This is a genomic window from Pseudomonas sp. GW823-FHT02C02 (assembly GCF_058797635.1).
This window is the reverse complement of sequence record NZ_JBXAJV010000002.1, coordinates 430,677-444,913: the sequence shown is the minus strand read 5'-3', so window position 1 is coordinate 444,913 and position 14,237 is coordinate 430,677. Positions and strand designations below refer to the sequence as shown.

Below are 14,237 nucleotides of genomic sequence, written 5' to 3'. Positions count from 1 at the left end.
TGGCGAGGGAGCTTGCTCCCGCTGGGTCGCGAAGCGCCCCCAAAAAGGGCCTGCTGCGCAGTCCAACGGGAGCAAGCTCCCTCGCCACAGATACGACGTTGCGTTTAAGTGAACAGCATTACTCGCCACAGGGGGCTTGTTCGGCTGGAGATTATCTTCGGTCTTAGGTGAGCGCCGTTTCACTGATGCACGGCGCCTGCGACGTTTCCATCAGCAGCTGATCCACGACTTGCGACAACGCGGCGTCAACATCCCCTCCCCCACGCAAGGCTCGCGCATACACTCTCCGCTGCCGGTCTGCACTGGTGCCGTCCCGGAGAATCCGGCGGGCCTGGGCGAACACATCCTCCACGCCCATCTTCTGCGCCGTGTCTCCAAGAATCTGTTGCGCCCTGAACAGCCATTGCGCCGCAGAGAACGGTCGATCGTAGCCTTCAACGATGAAGGCTGCGTGGATGCCGGACCGTTTCGCCCGCCAGCGATTTTCCTTGAGGATCCATTGCGACACTTGCGAATAGCTCAATCCCGGGCGAGGTTGGTCAATGGCATGGGCCACCAGCAAGCGAAACAAAGAGGCGATGCACAAGACGTCATCCAGGCGCGGACAGGCATCCGTCATGCGCATCTCCAGCGTTGGGTATTTCGCGGCAGGTCGTAAGCCCCACCAGCAATCGCCCGCCTGCTTGATCGTGCCCGTGCGGATCAGCATGGCGACGTAGGCTTCATAGGCGCTTTGATCTTCGAAGAATTCAGGAATGCCCATCCGCGGCCATTCATCACACGCCGTTTGACGGTAGCTCATGAAGCCGCTGTCGGCGCCGTCCCAAAAAGGTGACGATGTGCTCAGTGCCAACAACAGCGGCAACCACGGCAGGACTTCGTTCATCACTTGAATACGGTCCACGTGCCCTGGCACTTCAACATGCACGTGCAGGCCGGACAGCACGCTGCGCCTTGCCACGTGCTGGTAGTCTTCAAACAGTTGAACAAAATGAGGATGGTCGGTGGCGTGCTGCAAACGCCAATCGCTCAATGGGTGGCTGCCGGCACTGAGCAGTCCCAGACCGTGACGTTCGAGCGTCCCCCGCAACCTTGAGCGCGCAGAAAACAGGTACTGCGCTGCTTGCGCGACGCTGGTGAAGATGGGGGACGCGACCTCGATCTGCCCCTTGAACATTTCATGGGCGAAACAATCGCCGAGCACCCCCTGACACGCTTCAATCGATACGTCGGGAGGATTCTCGGCCATGCGCCGGGTGGCCAGGTCCGTAATGAAGTATTCCTCTTCAATGCCAAACTTCAGGTGCCTGTCCATCGCCTCACCCCTCACCTTGCCCTTGAATCAAGCCTAGCCTAACGCCGTATCGAGAAACATCATGAGCCCGAACCCTAGCATCAGGCCCAGCGTCGCCGGGGTTTCGTGTCCATTGCGGTGTGTCTCGGGAATCACCTCGTGGGAGACGACGAAAATCATCGCGCCCGCCGCCAGGCCCAGGGCAACCGGGTAACCCAGCGCGAAGCCGGTGGAAATGCCGAGTCCCACGACAGCGCCCAATGGCTCCATCAGCCCTGAGCCGACCGCGATCAGCGCCGCCCGCAACGTCGACACACCCGTCACTCGTAGCGCCAGTGCAATGGCCAGTCCTTCGGGGATGTCCTGGATGGCAATCGCGGTGGTCAATGGCAGACCCACCTTCATGTCCCCGTTGGCAAAACTGACGCCGATGGCCATGCCTTCCGGCAAGTTATGTAGCGTGATAGCCAACACGAACAGCCAGACTCGATTGATGCGCTGTGCGTGCGGGCCCTTGCGACCAATCTTCTGATGCTCATGGGGGACAAAGCGATCCAGCCCGATCATCAGAGCCACGCCCAAACCCAACCCAAGGACCACGACACACGCCGCCAGCAGCTTATTGCCGCAAATGGCCTGCGCCGCCGCGATACCAGGAAGAATGAGAGAGAACGAGCTGGCCGCGAGCATCATGCCCGCGGCGAAACCCAGCATGATGTCCTGAGTCCGTGCGGCAATGTCACGCAAGACCACGGCTAAAACGGCGCCCAGTGCGGTCGCGCCGAAACCCGAGACGCCGCCCAGGAATGCATACCGCAAGTTGACTCGATCCGCCCCGGTCAAGGCGCTGTAGCCGCTGACCAGCAGCAGAGCGGTGACACCCACCAGAGTTGACCAGAACAGAATGCTCAGCCAACTGCCGCTTTTTCCTGGGGCAAACCAGGCGCGCCAGGGGCCTCTTGCAGGCGAAGAATGGTCCGACATCAGGACACCTGTTTTCCGTTGGAGCGCTTACGGGTCGCTTCAGGCGCAGCCATCCGGATCTGTTTTGATATCCGCAAAGCGTCTCGTTCGAACGCCATTGCAGTGGTATTGAACAGCCGATAAAAGTCCTGTGTAGCCTCTGCGGAAAAAGCGTCTGGATTGGAATTCATGGGGTTCACCTCAACTCTCCAGCACCACAAAAAACCGCACGCCGGGTGGCGTGCGGTGACCCTCGTCACGCATCGGGTTTTCCGTAGAGGCCCGCCCCCAAGTCAGCACCCGTGATCGGATCGCTTTCAGGGTCAGACATCGTGCGGACTTTCATGGCCAGCAACAGCTCCTCGTCTTCGGCGCTGAGCTGGACGCTTGCCGTGCCGTCCCCGCCATCGACTGCCGGCTGTGGATCGTCCACGTAATTCCAGTCCTCGCCCTGGTTCCATGGCCCGCGAGTGCTGCCTTCGCCTTGGGACAGGTTGAAATAGACGTTGCTGAATTCCGGCATGCCGGGAAGCTTGCCCTGCGGAAAGTTCGGCTGGATCGCGTGCAGGGCTTTTTCAAAGGAGAGTTGATGGGCGATCTCGCGCGTCATCAGAAACCCCAGCGCCTCTTTCACCCCGGGATCATCCGTGATGTTCATCAAGCGCTCGTAGACGATTTTGGCGCGAGCCTCGGCGGCGATGTTGGAGCGGAAGTCAGCGGTCGGCTCACCGATGGTGTCGACATACGCGGCCGACCACGGCACTCCGGCCGAATTGGTCAGCGGTGCCCCGGCGCCGTACAACAGGCTGGTAATGTGCGAGTCATTGCCCGCTCCATTGATCGCGCGGTACAGCTCGCCTTCTTCGTCCACCCCTTCTGCCAGTTGACCCTTGGTGCCCTTGTTGAGCATCACGATGATCGATCCGACGATCTCCAGGTGACTGAGCTCTTCGGTGGCAATGTCCATTAGCAGATCCTTTCTTCCCGGATCATCCTCGGCCAAAGCCTGGGTGAAGTAGCGGGACGCCGCCGCCAGTTCGCCTTGGGCGCCGCCGAATTGTTCGAGCAAAAGGTTCGCCAACCCCGGGTTGGGTTGGGCGACACGCACGGTGTATTGAAGTCGTTTGTTATGTAGAAACATGACGAATCTCCTCAGGCCTGAAGGGGCGTCGATACCCATCCGGAAAATGACCAAATGCGCCGCCCACAGTTATCTGAAGGTGCCGCGCCTGAGAAAATTTTAAAAAGATTGGCCACTCGCGACAGGCGGCATTGGCGGTGGGTTTTGGCATGCTTTTGTCACCAGTCGTCGGCGATCAATCAATCGATTCAAACTTTTATCGGTCGCCAGATCTCCACCGCTGTCACACCTGTTTTTCATCGTTCGACGGTGCTTGAGAAGCGGAAAAAAACGGGAGGTCTGTGTCAGGCCTCCCGCTGTTTTTTGCAGCCCTTTATGAAGCGCCGGATTACGAGGTGCCCAAACCTCGTGACAGATCGGCTGGTGTATCGGAGGCCGCGTGGTATTCCCCTTGCGGTTTCGTTTCTACGTCCGAGTGATCGGTGGTTTTGGTCACGGTGTCGCGCACAGCCTCGAACCCCTCCCTCGCCTGTTGCTTTACCTTATCGGCCAGGCCGGCGCTGGTTTTGCCCATGTAGCGTTGCTCGGTCGCTGTCGAAGGCAATGCCGCACCCAGCATGGCACCTAACGCGATGCCCGCGGCGGCGACCATCAGGGGTTGCTCCTTCAACAACTGACTGAATTGAGTCCCCAGCACCTGCGAACTGCGGACCAACCGGTCACTGGCATCATGCACGGCATGACTAATGGTGTCGGTAGCAGCACCCAGGTTGTCGCCCATGTGAGCGGCCTTGCCCTTGATGGTCTGATAACCGTCCTTGAGCGTGTCAGCCGTCTGGTGCAAATGGTCACGGGCACTGTCGATGCCATCAGCCAGACCGTCGGCCCACTCGCCGACTTTGTTCTGATCCGGGCCCACGCGATAGCCTGGACGGGGTGACGGCGGGCGATTCTGACTCATCATCAACCACAGCAAACCGACGGATGTCAGGACGGCGGGAACCGGATTGTTGCGAACGCTGGTGCCCAGGTTAGTCAGGAATGTCGTGCCGTTGCTTTGCATCATCGTCAGCGCCTGATCGAACATCTGCCCAGGGGTGAACTTGCTTTCCAGCGCATCGACGATGTTGCCGATACTCGCCCGCTGAGCATCGATTTCACGCTCGATGGCTTCAGGGCTTTTTGCCGCTTCGATGTCGAATTCACTGTTCATGAGACTTTCCTCCGCAGCGCTTCCTGGTCTTTGTTCAAGGCATCCAGCGTGCGATCAGGCTTGAAGTGGGACGGCTCGAATTGTTTTTTCCCGGACTGCAGCATGGCGAACCCGACGATCATCACCACCACGCCGACAATCAGCGCCGCCAGCCACGGCGCCATCACGGTGCTGAGGCCATAGACTGCGGACATCAACAGAATGATGAACCCCGCCAACAGGACAATCGCCCCTCCCGCGACCCCGGCGATGCCGGCTTTGAGTGTTGTGAGACTGGCTTGAAGTTCGGCTTTGGCCAGCGCCAGTTCCTTGGTGAACAGCGCGGGCACTTCACGGGATAACTGACGTAACAGACCGACGACCGAAGCGTCATGGTCCGGCGCGTGCACCGGTCTTGAGCCTGGAAAATCTGGATCTTCTCTGTTCATCACAGTGCTCCATTGACGTTTGTCGAACCCGGTGTGGAGGTCGTCGCGAAGTTCGAAGGGTGGTCTTGCTCGCTCGGGGAGGCCGGCGTGTTGTCAGTGCGTGACGCGACTGAGGTTTCATAGGGGCGTTGCGCACCAAAACCGCCTGGCGGAGGCATCGAGTGGCCGGCTGCCGGGTTGTTGGCATCGGTGAAGGTGGCAGCCGGGGAACTGCCGGCCTTCAGAAATCGCGACAGGCCGAAGCCCAGCGCGATGCTGCCGGCAATGAACAGCCCTGGATTGCTGCGGGCCAGCTCGGCCCCGTCATGCAGCAGCTGTTCAGCACTTTTGCCGCGCAAGTTTCCGGCCAGGCCACTCATGGATTCCGCCATGTCGGCGAGGTAGTCGGACATGCCGAGGGTGTCCTTGCTTTCGAGTTCGGAGACAACCGATTTCGCGCCCTTGGCCAAAGCCTCGATCTGATCGGCGGCGGTGTCGCGGTATTGCCCGAACTGAGCGTCCGCCTGTTGTCGTGCACCCTCAAGTGCCTCCGTCACGTCCTCCTTCAAGTGCTCAAAGCCTGGCTCCGGCCCTGGGGAATCGGGTTTGTCTGGCTGACTCCCGGTGGTGCTGTCTGAAGTATTCATGTCATCCCTCGCCTTCTGTCTGTAATCAAGCGTTCCGGGAGTTCGCAGTGATTGCAGCCTCCCTCACTGCAGATGACGAAGGGGGGTGATGGGGAGTTCCAACGGAGTGATGATCTGCTTTTCTGTGGGAGGCGAAACTAAATTCGTAGAGGGATAAGGGGTATCGCGAGGAGGCATGCAAGGTCGTTGTTTTTGAAACCGGGTCAGGCGGATCTTCATCACACCTGACCCGCACCGTCAGGCTTTGGCGGCCATCGCGGTGACTTCCACGCGCATGCCTTCGACCGCCAAGGCGGCCACACCAACGGCGGCACGAACCGGCCACGGTTTGGCGAAGAAGCGTTTATAAACCTCGTTGAACGCGGCGCGGTCGGCCATGTCGGTGAGGTAAATGGTCAGGTGCAGCACCCGGTCCATGGAACTGCCGGCACGCTCCAGCGCGACCTTCAGCGCCTGCAGCGTGCACTCGCTCTGCAGGGTGATATCGCCCAGTTCCAGGCTGCCATCAGCGCGGGTGGGGATTTGGGTGGAGACCAGCATGCCGCCGAAACCGGCGACGTCGGAGGAGATGGAATCCGCGTCGGGATCAGGGGTGAACGTGATGTCTTGGTTTGCCATGGAGGATCTCTTTCTTGAAGGAATAACGAGGCGGTCGATGCCTTGAGCGCGGACAGTTTACAGGCCGAAGCCGGGATTGCATGTGCGCTTGAACCCCGGCAAAAAAATCTCGAACTCCCTCTGCGCCCCTGCATCCAATGTGTAGATCAACGGAGGTACACGCGATGAACAGCGATGACAGTGACATCGAACGGGATCGGAAAGACAAGGACGCCGAAGAGCTCGATTCAGAAACGCATCCCGAAGAGGATGAAGCCGAGGCGCTCCAACGAAAGATAGATGAGATAGAACGCAAAGTGGCGGATGGGAACTAGCGTGAAGGCCACCCCGCTTATCTTCAGCGGAGGTGGCCAACAGGCTGAACGAATGCTCTGCGCCTAGTTCGGGTCCAGCAACCCGCCACTCCAGTTGCGCGAAATCCGGCTCCCGGTGAATTTCGCCACCACCATGCCCTGCGACACGAGCCGGTCCCGATAGCGTGTGACCATCCGCCCCGCCTGCTCAGCCACCAGCACCACTTCGGAAGACGGATCACCGGGCCGTCGCAGAATCCGCGCAAAGCGCTGCCCTTCCTCGACGAAGTCACCGAGTTCCTTTTCAAAGATCAACACCCCGGGTTGCGGCGCGAGGATGGTTTCCATCTGGCCCATTTCCATCACTTCGACGGGCCAGTCACCGGGTGACAACGCCTCGTCGATGACCCCGCAACTGCACAGCCAGGCGTACAGTCCCGCGGCGTCCTGCTCGGCCAACCGATCGCTGACATCGCCCTGCCCACGCAGCTCCAGGGTCGCGGCCATGCGTTGCGCGGTGACGCCATCACGCAGCCACGGTGCGATGATGGTTTCTTCGAAGGAGCCGTCGCCGCCGTCATCCCAGATGATCGCCACGTCCATCTTCATCGCCGCCGCCAATTCGCGGGCACGGGGCCAGAAACTGCGGTGCACGTAGAGGTAGGGCAAGGCTTCGTCATCGGTGTGCAGGTCGAGCATCACCTGCGCCGTGGACGCCAGTTGCACCAGGCTTTTCTGCCACTCCTGGACGTTGGTCGAAGGTTGCTCCATCGCGGCTGACTGGTCGAACGCGCGGTTGAAGTTATGCCCGGTCGCATCGTGAAAGCGACCGAGAATCCGCCCTTGGCGAAACTGCCCGATACCCAGGGGATTGGCCTGCGGCACCACCGTCACACTGCCCTTGAGCCGGCCCTCGGCCTCGACGACTAGAAGCCGTTGCATCAACAGATGCAACACCAGCATCCCGGCGATTTCATCGGCGTGCACTCCCGCCTGCAAATGCACCATCGGCCCGCTGCCGTCGCCCCCGAAACGCCACGCGCCGACCTGCACCGGATCGCCATTGTTGTTGCGAACACTGAACGAAATATCCTGCGCCATCTGCTTGTCCTCCCCCGTCATGAACGTTAAAAACCGGTGCATCACTGCGGCCGACACTGGAGATTGAACGCATGTTCAACTAAGCTCGCCAACCTGGCACTGCACCCAAGGATTCCCGTGTGACAACCCCCTCCCCAAAAAACCGTCGCGCGGAGCCCGATGAGCGTCGCGAGATGCTGGTGGCCGCCACGTTGCGTTGCCTGGTCCGCGACGGCCATGCGGGCATTTCCGTGCGCCGTATAGCCACCGAAGCCGGGGTGTCCGTCGGCCTGCTCAATCACCATTTCGGCAGCATCGATGCGTTGATTGCCGACACGTACCAGAAGATCGCCAGCGAACTGACCACCGCCCTGCGCCAGGAAATCCAGCAGGCCGCCACCCCGGCGCAAAAAATGGACGCGTTTCTCGTCGGCTCTTTTTCGCCAAGGGTCATGGACCCGCAATTGCTTGGCGTCTGGGTGGTGTTCTGGAGCCTGATTCGGCACTCCGAACACGTCAGCCAGTCCCACGAAAAAAGCTACCGCGCCTACCTCGATCTGCTGCGCCAGTTGCTCGATGACATGGCCGCCAGCGAAGGTTTCGTGATCCACGACACACGCCTGGCCGCCATCGGTTTATCGGCGATGCTCGACGGACTCTGGATCGAGTGGTGCCTCAACCCCGAAACCTTCAGCCCCGCCAACGGCCTCCACATCTGTCGCTGCTGGATAAAGGGGCTGCGTCACGGAGCATTCAGCACCGACGACATCCTGTGAGGGGTGGCGCCCGAAGATCATCGCCAGGGTGCCGCTGACCGCGATCAGGCCGGCACCGATCATCAGCGACACATCCATCAATGTGCCCCAGATCAGACTCGACAGCAGGAACGCCCAGATCAACCCGGTGTACTCGAACGGCGCGAGCAAGGTGGCAGTGGCCCGTTGAAAACTGGCAAACAGCAGGAACTGACCGATACCACCCACCAGACCGGCAACCAGCATGCCCAGCCACGCTGGCGTCGGTGCCGGGGTGAACGTCCAGGGCAGCGCGACGGTCATGCACAGCACGAACACCACGTTGGTGATCAGCATCTGCTCCAGCACTGACGTCTGGTCATCCACCTGACGCAACTGGATGTAAGTGAACGCCCAGCACATCGCCGCCAGCAGCGTCAGCACGATGGGCCACGGATCGGCGATGTTGCTTGGACGACAAGCGATGATCACCCCGACAACCCCCAGGATCAGGGAAAACCACTGCCAGCCGCTGGCCCGCTCCTTGAGAATCACCGCCGCCAGCACCGTGACCATGATCGGCGCGGAAAAATACAGGGTGGTCATTTCCGCCAGCGACAGGTCCCGGGCGGCCGTGTAATACAGCAGCCAGGCCACGATCGACAACAAACCGCGCACCACCAGCAAGCGCCGGCTCGGCGAACGCCAGGCCCGCTGGACCAGGCGCAGGCGCCCGGCCAACAGGCACGCGACGACCACCACCAGGCTGCGCCAGAACAGGATGGTGACCACCGAATAATCGGTCACCAGCCACTTGATGACCGCGTCCTGCAACGTCAGAAACATGTACCCCAAGGTGCACAGGCCGATGCCCTGCAGCGAACGGTCGACGACCTGCGAGGTGCTCATTACACCGACCTGCGCACAGGCGTCCCGCGCCGTTCGGCAAAGGCAAACAGCGCCTCGATCAGGAACGTCAGGCAGACGTAGACCCCGGCCACCAGCAACAACGGTTCATAAACCTGCAAGGTCTGCGCCCGCACCACGTTCGCGGCACCCAGCAGATCGACAATCGCAATCGTCGAGGCCAGCGCCGTGGATTTCAGCAACATCACGGTTTCCCCGGCCAGTGTCGGCAACAGCAACCGCAGCGCCCGAGGCAATCGCACCCGCAGCAGCGATTGGCGCGGCGTCATGCCAAACGCCGAGGCCGCTTCCATCTCGCCTTTTGGCACCGCCAGCAGCCCGCCGCGAATCACTTCGCCGACATACGCACCCACCGACAACACCAGGGCGAACACGATGTACCAGTAACCGTCGCGCAAATACGGCCAGAGAAAACTGCCGCGTATCAGCGGGAACTGCGCAAACACGCTGCCGAGCCCGTAGTAGAAGATGTAGATCTGGATCAGCAACGGCGTACCGCGCAACACGCTGGTGTAGAACTGGCTGGCCTTGGCGATCCCCTTGTTTTTCGAGATTCGCGCCAGCGCCACCAGCACCGCCAGCGCAAAACCGAGCACACTGGAAATTAACAGGATGGTGATGGTCGTTTGCAGTCCCCGGCCCAACAGCGCCGCGTATTCAACTATCCACGCTGGAATCATTTCATTCACTCAGCCAAAGGCATCCAGCGACGAATACGCCGCTCGAGCCGTCCAGACAGGTAGTTGGACACCAACGTCACCGCGTAATACAACGCCGCGGCCGTGAGGTAGAACAACAAGTAATGACGCGTCGAACCCGCCCCTTGCTTGGCGGTGTACAACAACTCGTTGGTGCCGACCACACTGATCAAGGCGCTGTCCTTGATCAGGTTGATCCACAGGTTAGCCATGCCGGCCATCGCATACGGCGCCATGATCGGCAGCGTGACGCGTCGGAACAGACCGAAACCGCTCAGCCCGAAGGCCTTCGCCGCTTCAATCTGGCCGAAGGGGATCGCCTGGATCGCCGCGCGGAAAATCTCCGAGGCGTAGGCGCCCTGCACCAGCCCCAGCACCACGATGGCGGCCAACGGACCGCTGACATTGACGACGCCGTAGCCCATCTGCGTCATCAGCGAATTGAGGAGCATTGAGCCGACGTAGTACAGCAGCAGGATCAACAGCAACTCCGGAATCGCCCGGAACAAGGTCGTGTAACCACGCATCAGCGCCGCAATCGGCTTTGGCGCGCCGAGCTTCAGGCAGGCCACCACCAGACCGATGAACAGCCCGACCACAAAAGCCCCGGCCGAGATTTGCAGGGTCATCCAAAGACCCTTCAACAGCGCACTGCCCCATCCTGTTTCGCTGAAGTTGATCAATTCGAACATGGCTGGCATTTCAGTCTCCAATCGGTGGCCTGGACGCACCACCGCCCTCTTGTAGGAGCGAGGCTTGCCCGCGAAGCTTTTGGCCGCTTCAAGGGCCCCTTCGCGGGCAAGCCTCGCTCCTACGGGGATGGGTGTTTCCTCAGGAAAATTTCATTCCATGGAGTTGTTTAGCGTGTGGCCGTCAGAACGCGGGTTTCACGCTGGTGCCGAAGTAATGCTGGGACAGGTCGTCGTAGTCTTTGCTGGCCAGCAAAGAGGTGATGGCTTTGTCGAGTCGGGCCTTGAGTTCGGCGTCATCCTTGCGCAGGCCGGCGCCCACGCCTTTGCCGAAAATCGGGTCATACGGCACGGCGCCCAGGTATTCCAGGTTGCTGTTGCGGGCATCCGGGGTCTGCACGAAGGCTGCCATCGCCGTACCGTCCGCCATCATCAGGTCGATGCGACCGGCAATCAGGTCGGCGTTGGCCGAGTCCTGGGTGTCGTAATACTTCACGTCAGCGATTTTTTCGTAGTACTGCTTGAGGTAACTGGCGCTCACCGTCGAGTTCTGCACACCGATGATCTTGCCCTTGAGGTCATCCGGATACGTTTTCACCGACGAGCCCTTCGGCCCGACAATCGCAATCACGGAGTCGTAATACGCCTTGCTGAAGGCGATCTGTTTTTCGCGCTCCTCAGTCACCGACATCGACGAGAAAATCACGTCGATCTTCTTCGCCAGCAACGATGGAATGATCCCATCCCACGCCACTTCCTTGATCTCGCACTCGGCTTTCATTTCGCTGCACAGCTTGTGGATCAGGTCGACTTCAAAGCCTTTCCATTCACCGTTGGCCTGCTTCTCGGTGTACGGCGGATAGGGTTCGGCTGCGACTGCGAACCGTATAGGTTGTGCTTGTGCCGCGCTCATCCCGGCCAGCAATACGCAGGCCACGCCCGTCATCCAGTTTGCCAAACGTCGATTTCCCATGATTTTTCCCCGTCTTTTTATGATGTTTTCAGCGAGTCTGATGAGCGTTGACGAATTGTCGGCAACGCTCGCTGCGTGGGTGTACAAACACGTCGTCCGGCGAACCGGTTTCCTCGATCAGCCCTTGGTGCAGGTAGGCGACTTGGGAAGAGACATCGCGGGCGAAAGCCATTTCATGGGTCACCAGGATCATGGTCCGGCCTTCTTCCGCGAGGGAGCGGATCACCCGCAGCACTTCGCCGACCAGTTCCGGGTCGAGTGCCGAGGTGGGTTCATCGAACAGCATGACCTTGGGCCGCATGGCCAGGGCCCGGGCGATGGCCACCCGCTGCTGCTGTCCCCCGGAGAGAAACGCCGGGTACTCGTTGCGCTTGGCCGCCAGCCCCACGCGTTCGAGCAAGGCTTCGGCCCGTTCAGTGGCCTCCGCACGGCTTTCACGCAGGACCTGGGTCGGCGCCTCGATGAGGTTTTCCAGCACCGTGCGATGGGGCCAGAGGTTGAAGTTCTGGAACACCATGCCCAGGCTCGAACGGATACGCACCAGTTGCCTGGCGTCTTTCACCAGCGGCGTGCCGGGACGATCGAAGTTCAGGTGAATGCTTTCGCCGTCCACCAGAATGCGCCCCTGGTCCGGCACTTCGAGCATATTGATGCAGCGCAGCAAGGTGCTTTTGCCCGAGCCGCTGGCACCGATCAGTGAGATCACATCACCTTCGCGAGCAGTAAGGGAAACGCCTTTGAGGACCTCGATATTGCCAAAGCGTTTGTGCAGGCCATCGACTTCGATCATGGTTTTGGGCTTGACCGGCTCAACCGCCGCTTCGCAGATCACACGGCTGATCACCGGCCGCGGCGCTTCGCCTTTCAACACCCGCACAAAGTCGCGAATGCGCTGGCAAGCCTGGGCCAGTCGTTCTTCACCCAGAGTGAACGAGAGCCGCACAAAGCCTTGGGCCGGCTCGCCGAACGCCGCCGCATCCAGCACCGAGACACGCGCCTCGCGCAACAGCCGCCAGGCGAACTCCAGAGAGGTCAGGCCGGTGTCACGCACGTCCACCAGCACGAACATGCCGGCATCGGGAGTAAGCACGGAAATTCCCGGGCAATCCGACAGGCTGGTCACCACCAGATCGCGACGACGGCGATAGATGTCGCGCATGTCGTGGGTCACCTCTTCATGGGCTTGAACTGCCTTGAGCGCAGCCTCCATGACAAAGCCCGGTAAACCGTAAAGCATGCTCAACACCAGGGTTTCGGCGTGAGCCACGAGGGCTTCATCGGCAACGATCCAACCGGTACGCCAGCCGGTCATCGCGTGGGATTTGGACAGGCTGCCGATCACCACGCAACGCTCGGCCATGCCCGGCAACGCGGCCAGGCTGAGGTGCTCGCGTTCGAAGGTCAGGCTTTCATAGACCTCGTCCACCACGACCCACAGGTCGTACTCGATGGCGAGATCAGCGATGGCTTGCAGCTCTTCGCGGTTGAGCACCACACCGGTCGGATTATTCGGATTGGAGAAGAACAGCGCCCGGGTGCGCGGGGTGATGGCCTTGGCCAGTACGGCGGCATCGAACCGGAAACCTGAATCCGCCGAGCACGGCACGCGCACCAACGTGGCGCCGGACGCCTTGAGCGTTGCCTCATAGGTCACGTACATCGGGTCCAGGGCAATCACTTCGTCGCCGGTATTGAGCAGGCACATCGAGGTGATGAACAGCGCGTTCTGTGCCCCCGCCGAAATGATGACGTTTGGCGCCGTCACCTCACGGTCAAACAGCACGCTGTACCGAGCGGCGATGGCTTCCCGCAAAGCCTGGCGACCGGCGATCTCGGTGTAATGGGTGTCACCCTCACGCAGCGCATGAATCGCGGCATCGGTGATGAAGTCGGGGGTGGGGAAATCCGGGTCGCCGACACTGAGAATAATCACATCCTCACCACGGCGCTGGGCTTCAAATGCCGCATTGTGAATATCCCAGGCCGCTACACCGTCGCCAGAAATCCGCTCAACAAAGGGTGAAAACCGCATGCCAGTGCCTCGTTCGAAAAGAAGAAACGCAAGCCCGCGCAACCAGCCGGGGAGGTGGAACGAACATAGTCGAAGCTGAACACTCGTTCAACAGAAAAGTGAACAGGGTTCGCGTTCAGCGTAAACAGGTCGTTTTTACGACAGTCGTGCCGTTTCCAGGTCCGGAGATCTTGTCGTGAGCGCAGGGTCTGGTCGTTCGTTCGAAGTTGGCCACAGCAGCAATAAACAATCTGACATTTTTCAAAACATGAAGACTGGGTAGCCGATGGCCAAAAAGAAATCCGCGCCTTTTTATCCACTGCTTATTTTTTCAACACCTGAATCCGGCATTATCTGTTTCAGAAATGAGTCTATTGTTTCAACGTTGGCACACTTGACTGTAACGCAAGTAAGACAGTAGAAAACCAGAAACTTCAGAACGTAATAGCCCCCTAAAAACAATTGTATATTCGAACTCAAATAGCTACTTAAACGGACAATACAAACACTCCTTCGTATATTAATTATTTATTTAAAATCAACAAATTACATAACAGGAGCCACCCTCAATCACTGACTTAACTGAAAACAAGCTTCTTCATTCCATTT

The 14,237-nt window shown here is 59.8% G+C and carries 15 protein-coding genes and 1 pseudogene; 2 read left to right on the top strand and 14 right to left on the bottom strand.

Features of this window, described 5'->3' with window-relative positions; all coding sequences use genetic code 11:
- Positions 1–163: 163 nt before the first annotated feature.
- The 8 genes from AC1ROI_RS04730 to AC1ROI_RS04695 all read right to left on the bottom strand — a co-directional run bounded on the left by AC1ROI_RS04730 (position 164) and on the right by AC1ROI_RS04695 (position 6,223).
- Positions 164–1,315, bottom strand: a complete 1,152-nt coding sequence (locus tag AC1ROI_RS04730; RefSeq protein ID WP_083377117.1) for a carboxylate-amine ligase — start codon at positions 1,313–1,315, stop codon at positions 164–166.
- Positions 1,316–1,348: 33 nt separating this feature from the next.
- Positions 1,349–2,278 (bottom strand): ZIP family metal transporter, encoded by a 930-nt coding sequence (locus AC1ROI_RS04725; protein ID WP_102593353.1) that lies wholly within the window; start codon positions 2,276–2,278, stop codon positions 1,349–1,351.
- Entirely contained in the window at positions 2,278–2,448 is a 171-nt protein-coding gene (locus tag AC1ROI_RS04720; protein ID WP_154504182.1) for a hypothetical protein, read from the bottom strand. Before AC1ROI_RS04720 ends, AC1ROI_RS04725 begins: the two co-directional genes overlap by 1 nt.
- A gap of 65 nt (positions 2,449–2,513) precedes the next feature.
- Entirely contained in the window at positions 2,514–3,398 is an 885-nt protein-coding gene (locus AC1ROI_RS04715; protein ID WP_102593352.1) for a manganese catalase family protein, read from the bottom strand.
- Between the two features lie 328 nt (positions 3,399–3,726).
- Complete coding sequence (locus tag AC1ROI_RS04710; protein WP_102593351.1) at positions 3,727–4,551, bottom strand: DUF3618 domain-containing protein; 825 nt, start codon at positions 4,549–4,551, stop codon at positions 3,727–3,729.
- Positions 4,548–4,979 (bottom strand): phage holin family protein, encoded by a 432-nt coding sequence (locus AC1ROI_RS04705; RefSeq protein WP_083377121.1) that lies wholly within the window; start codon positions 4,977–4,979, stop codon positions 4,548–4,550. Before AC1ROI_RS04705 ends, AC1ROI_RS04710 begins: the two co-directional genes overlap by 4 nt.
- The gene (locus AC1ROI_RS04700; RefSeq protein ID WP_077748794.1) at positions 4,979–5,605 is read right to left on the bottom strand and encodes a hypothetical protein; all 627 of its coding nucleotides are present in this window, start codon (positions 5,603–5,605) and stop codon (positions 4,979–4,981) included. The genes AC1ROI_RS04705 and AC1ROI_RS04700 overlap by 1 nt, the downstream gene beginning before the upstream one ends.
- Positions 5,606–5,842: 237 nt before the next feature.
- The gene (locus tag AC1ROI_RS04695) at positions 5,843–6,223 is read right to left on the bottom strand and encodes a RidA family protein (RefSeq protein WP_010459079.1); all 381 of its coding nucleotides are present in this window, start codon (positions 6,221–6,223) and stop codon (positions 5,843–5,845) included.
- 164 nt (positions 6,224–6,387) lie between these two features.
- Here AC1ROI_RS04695 and AC1ROI_RS04690 point away from each other — a divergent pair, with 164 nt between their 5' ends.
- Positions 6,388–6,537, top strand: a complete 150-nt coding sequence (locus AC1ROI_RS04690; RefSeq protein ID WP_162179681.1) for a hypothetical protein — start codon at positions 6,388–6,390, stop codon at positions 6,535–6,537.
- Positions 6,538–6,600: 63 nt separating this feature from the next.
- Here AC1ROI_RS04690 and AC1ROI_RS04685 read toward each other — a convergent pair whose 3' ends face one another.
- The gene (locus tag AC1ROI_RS04685; RefSeq protein ID WP_010459077.1) at positions 6,601–7,617 is read right to left on the bottom strand and encodes a M14 family metallopeptidase; all 1,017 of its coding nucleotides are present in this window, start codon (positions 7,615–7,617) and stop codon (positions 6,601–6,603) included.
- Between the two features lie 173 nt (positions 7,618–7,790).
- On the opposite strand from AC1ROI_RS04685, the pseudogene AC1ROI_RS04680 reads away from it, so the two are divergent.
- Positions 7,791–8,276, top strand: a pseudogene (locus AC1ROI_RS04680) (TetR family transcriptional regulator C-terminal domain-containing protein); the annotation flags it as partial.
- Here AC1ROI_RS04680 and AC1ROI_RS04675 read toward each other — a convergent pair.
- The 5 genes from AC1ROI_RS04675 to AC1ROI_RS04655 all read right to left on the bottom strand — a co-directional run bounded on the left by AC1ROI_RS04675 (position 8,232) and on the right by AC1ROI_RS04655 (position 13,649).
- Complete coding sequence (locus tag AC1ROI_RS04675; protein WP_102593350.1) at positions 8,232–9,239, bottom strand: DMT family transporter; 1,008 nt, start codon at positions 9,237–9,239, stop codon at positions 8,232–8,234. The pseudogene AC1ROI_RS04680 and the gene AC1ROI_RS04675 overlap by 45 nt on opposite strands.
- Positions 9,239–9,937, bottom strand: coding sequence for an ABC transporter permease (locus AC1ROI_RS04670; RefSeq protein ID WP_010459072.1), 699 nt, complete (start codon positions 9,935–9,937; stop codon positions 9,239–9,241). Before AC1ROI_RS04670 ends, AC1ROI_RS04675 begins: the two co-directional genes overlap by 1 nt.
- 5 nt (positions 9,938–9,942) lie before the next feature.
- A complete protein-coding gene (locus AC1ROI_RS04665; RefSeq protein WP_077748790.1) occupies positions 9,943–10,656 on the bottom strand; it encodes an ABC transporter permease in 714 nt (237 codons plus the stop codon).
- A gap of 172 nt (positions 10,657–10,828) precedes the next feature.
- Positions 10,829–11,617 carry a transporter substrate-binding domain-containing protein gene (locus AC1ROI_RS04660; protein ID WP_010459068.1) on the bottom strand — a complete coding sequence of 263 codons (789 nt, stop codon included), beginning with the start codon at positions 11,615–11,617 and terminating at the stop codon, positions 10,829–10,831.
- A gap of 28 nt (positions 11,618–11,645) precedes the next feature.
- Positions 11,646–13,649 (bottom strand): aminotransferase class I/II-fold pyridoxal phosphate-dependent enzyme, encoded by a 2,004-nt coding sequence (locus AC1ROI_RS04655; RefSeq protein WP_102593349.1) that lies wholly within the window; start codon positions 13,647–13,649, stop codon positions 11,646–11,648.
- Between the last annotated feature and the right edge of the window lie 588 nt (positions 13,650–14,237).

Bases quoted from the DNA above. Each gene is read 5' to 3' on its own strand.
- AC1ROI_RS04695 (WP_010459079.1), bottom strand. From the start codon at position 6,223: ATGGCAAACCAAGACATCACGTTCACCCCTGATCCCGACGCGGATTCC.
- AC1ROI_RS04690 (WP_162179681.1), top strand. From the start codon at position 6,388: ATGAACAGCGATGACAGTGACATCGAACGGGATCGGAAAGACAAGGAC.
- AC1ROI_RS04655 (WP_102593349.1), bottom strand. From the start codon at position 13,649: ATGCGGTTTTCACCCTTTGTTGAGCGGATTTCTGGCGACGGTGTAGCG.
- AC1ROI_RS04685 (WP_010459077.1), bottom strand. From the start codon at position 7,617: ATGGCGCAGGATATTTCGTTCAGTGTTCGCAACAACAATGGCGATCCG.
- AC1ROI_RS04670 (WP_010459072.1), bottom strand. From the start codon at position 9,937: ATGATTCCAGCGTGGATAGTTGAATACGCGGCGCTGTTGGGCCGGGGA.
- AC1ROI_RS04705 (WP_083377121.1), bottom strand. From the start codon at position 4,979: ATGAACAGAGAAGATCCAGATTTTCCAGGCTCAAGACCGGTGCACGCG.
- AC1ROI_RS04660 (WP_010459068.1), bottom strand. From the start codon at position 11,617: ATGGGAAATCGACGTTTGGCAAACTGGATGACGGGCGTGGCCTGCGTA.
- AC1ROI_RS04720 (WP_154504182.1), bottom strand. From the start codon at position 2,448: ATGAATTCCAATCCAGACGCTTTTTCCGCAGAGGCTACACAGGACTTT.
- AC1ROI_RS04730 (WP_083377117.1), bottom strand. From the start codon at position 1,315: ATGGACAGGCACCTGAAGTTTGGCATTGAAGAGGAATACTTCATTACG.
- AC1ROI_RS04710 (WP_102593351.1), bottom strand. From the start codon at position 4,551: ATGAACAGTGAATTCGACATCGAAGCGGCAAAAAGCCCTGAAGCCATC.
- AC1ROI_RS04665 (WP_077748790.1), bottom strand. From the start codon at position 10,656: ATGCCAGCCATGTTCGAATTGATCAACTTCAGCGAAACAGGATGGGGC.
- AC1ROI_RS04715 (WP_102593352.1), bottom strand. From the start codon at position 3,398: ATGTTTCTACATAACAAACGACTTCAATACACCGTGCGTGTCGCCCAA.
- AC1ROI_RS04675 (WP_102593350.1), bottom strand. From the start codon at position 9,239: ATGAGCACCTCGCAGGTCGTCGACCGTTCGCTGCAGGGCATCGGCCTG.
- AC1ROI_RS04725 (WP_102593353.1), bottom strand. From the start codon at position 2,278: ATGTCGGACCATTCTTCGCCTGCAAGAGGCCCCTGGCGCGCCTGGTTT.
- AC1ROI_RS04700 (WP_077748794.1), bottom strand. From the start codon at position 5,605: ATGAATACTTCAGACAGCACCACCGGGAGTCAGCCAGACAAACCCGAT.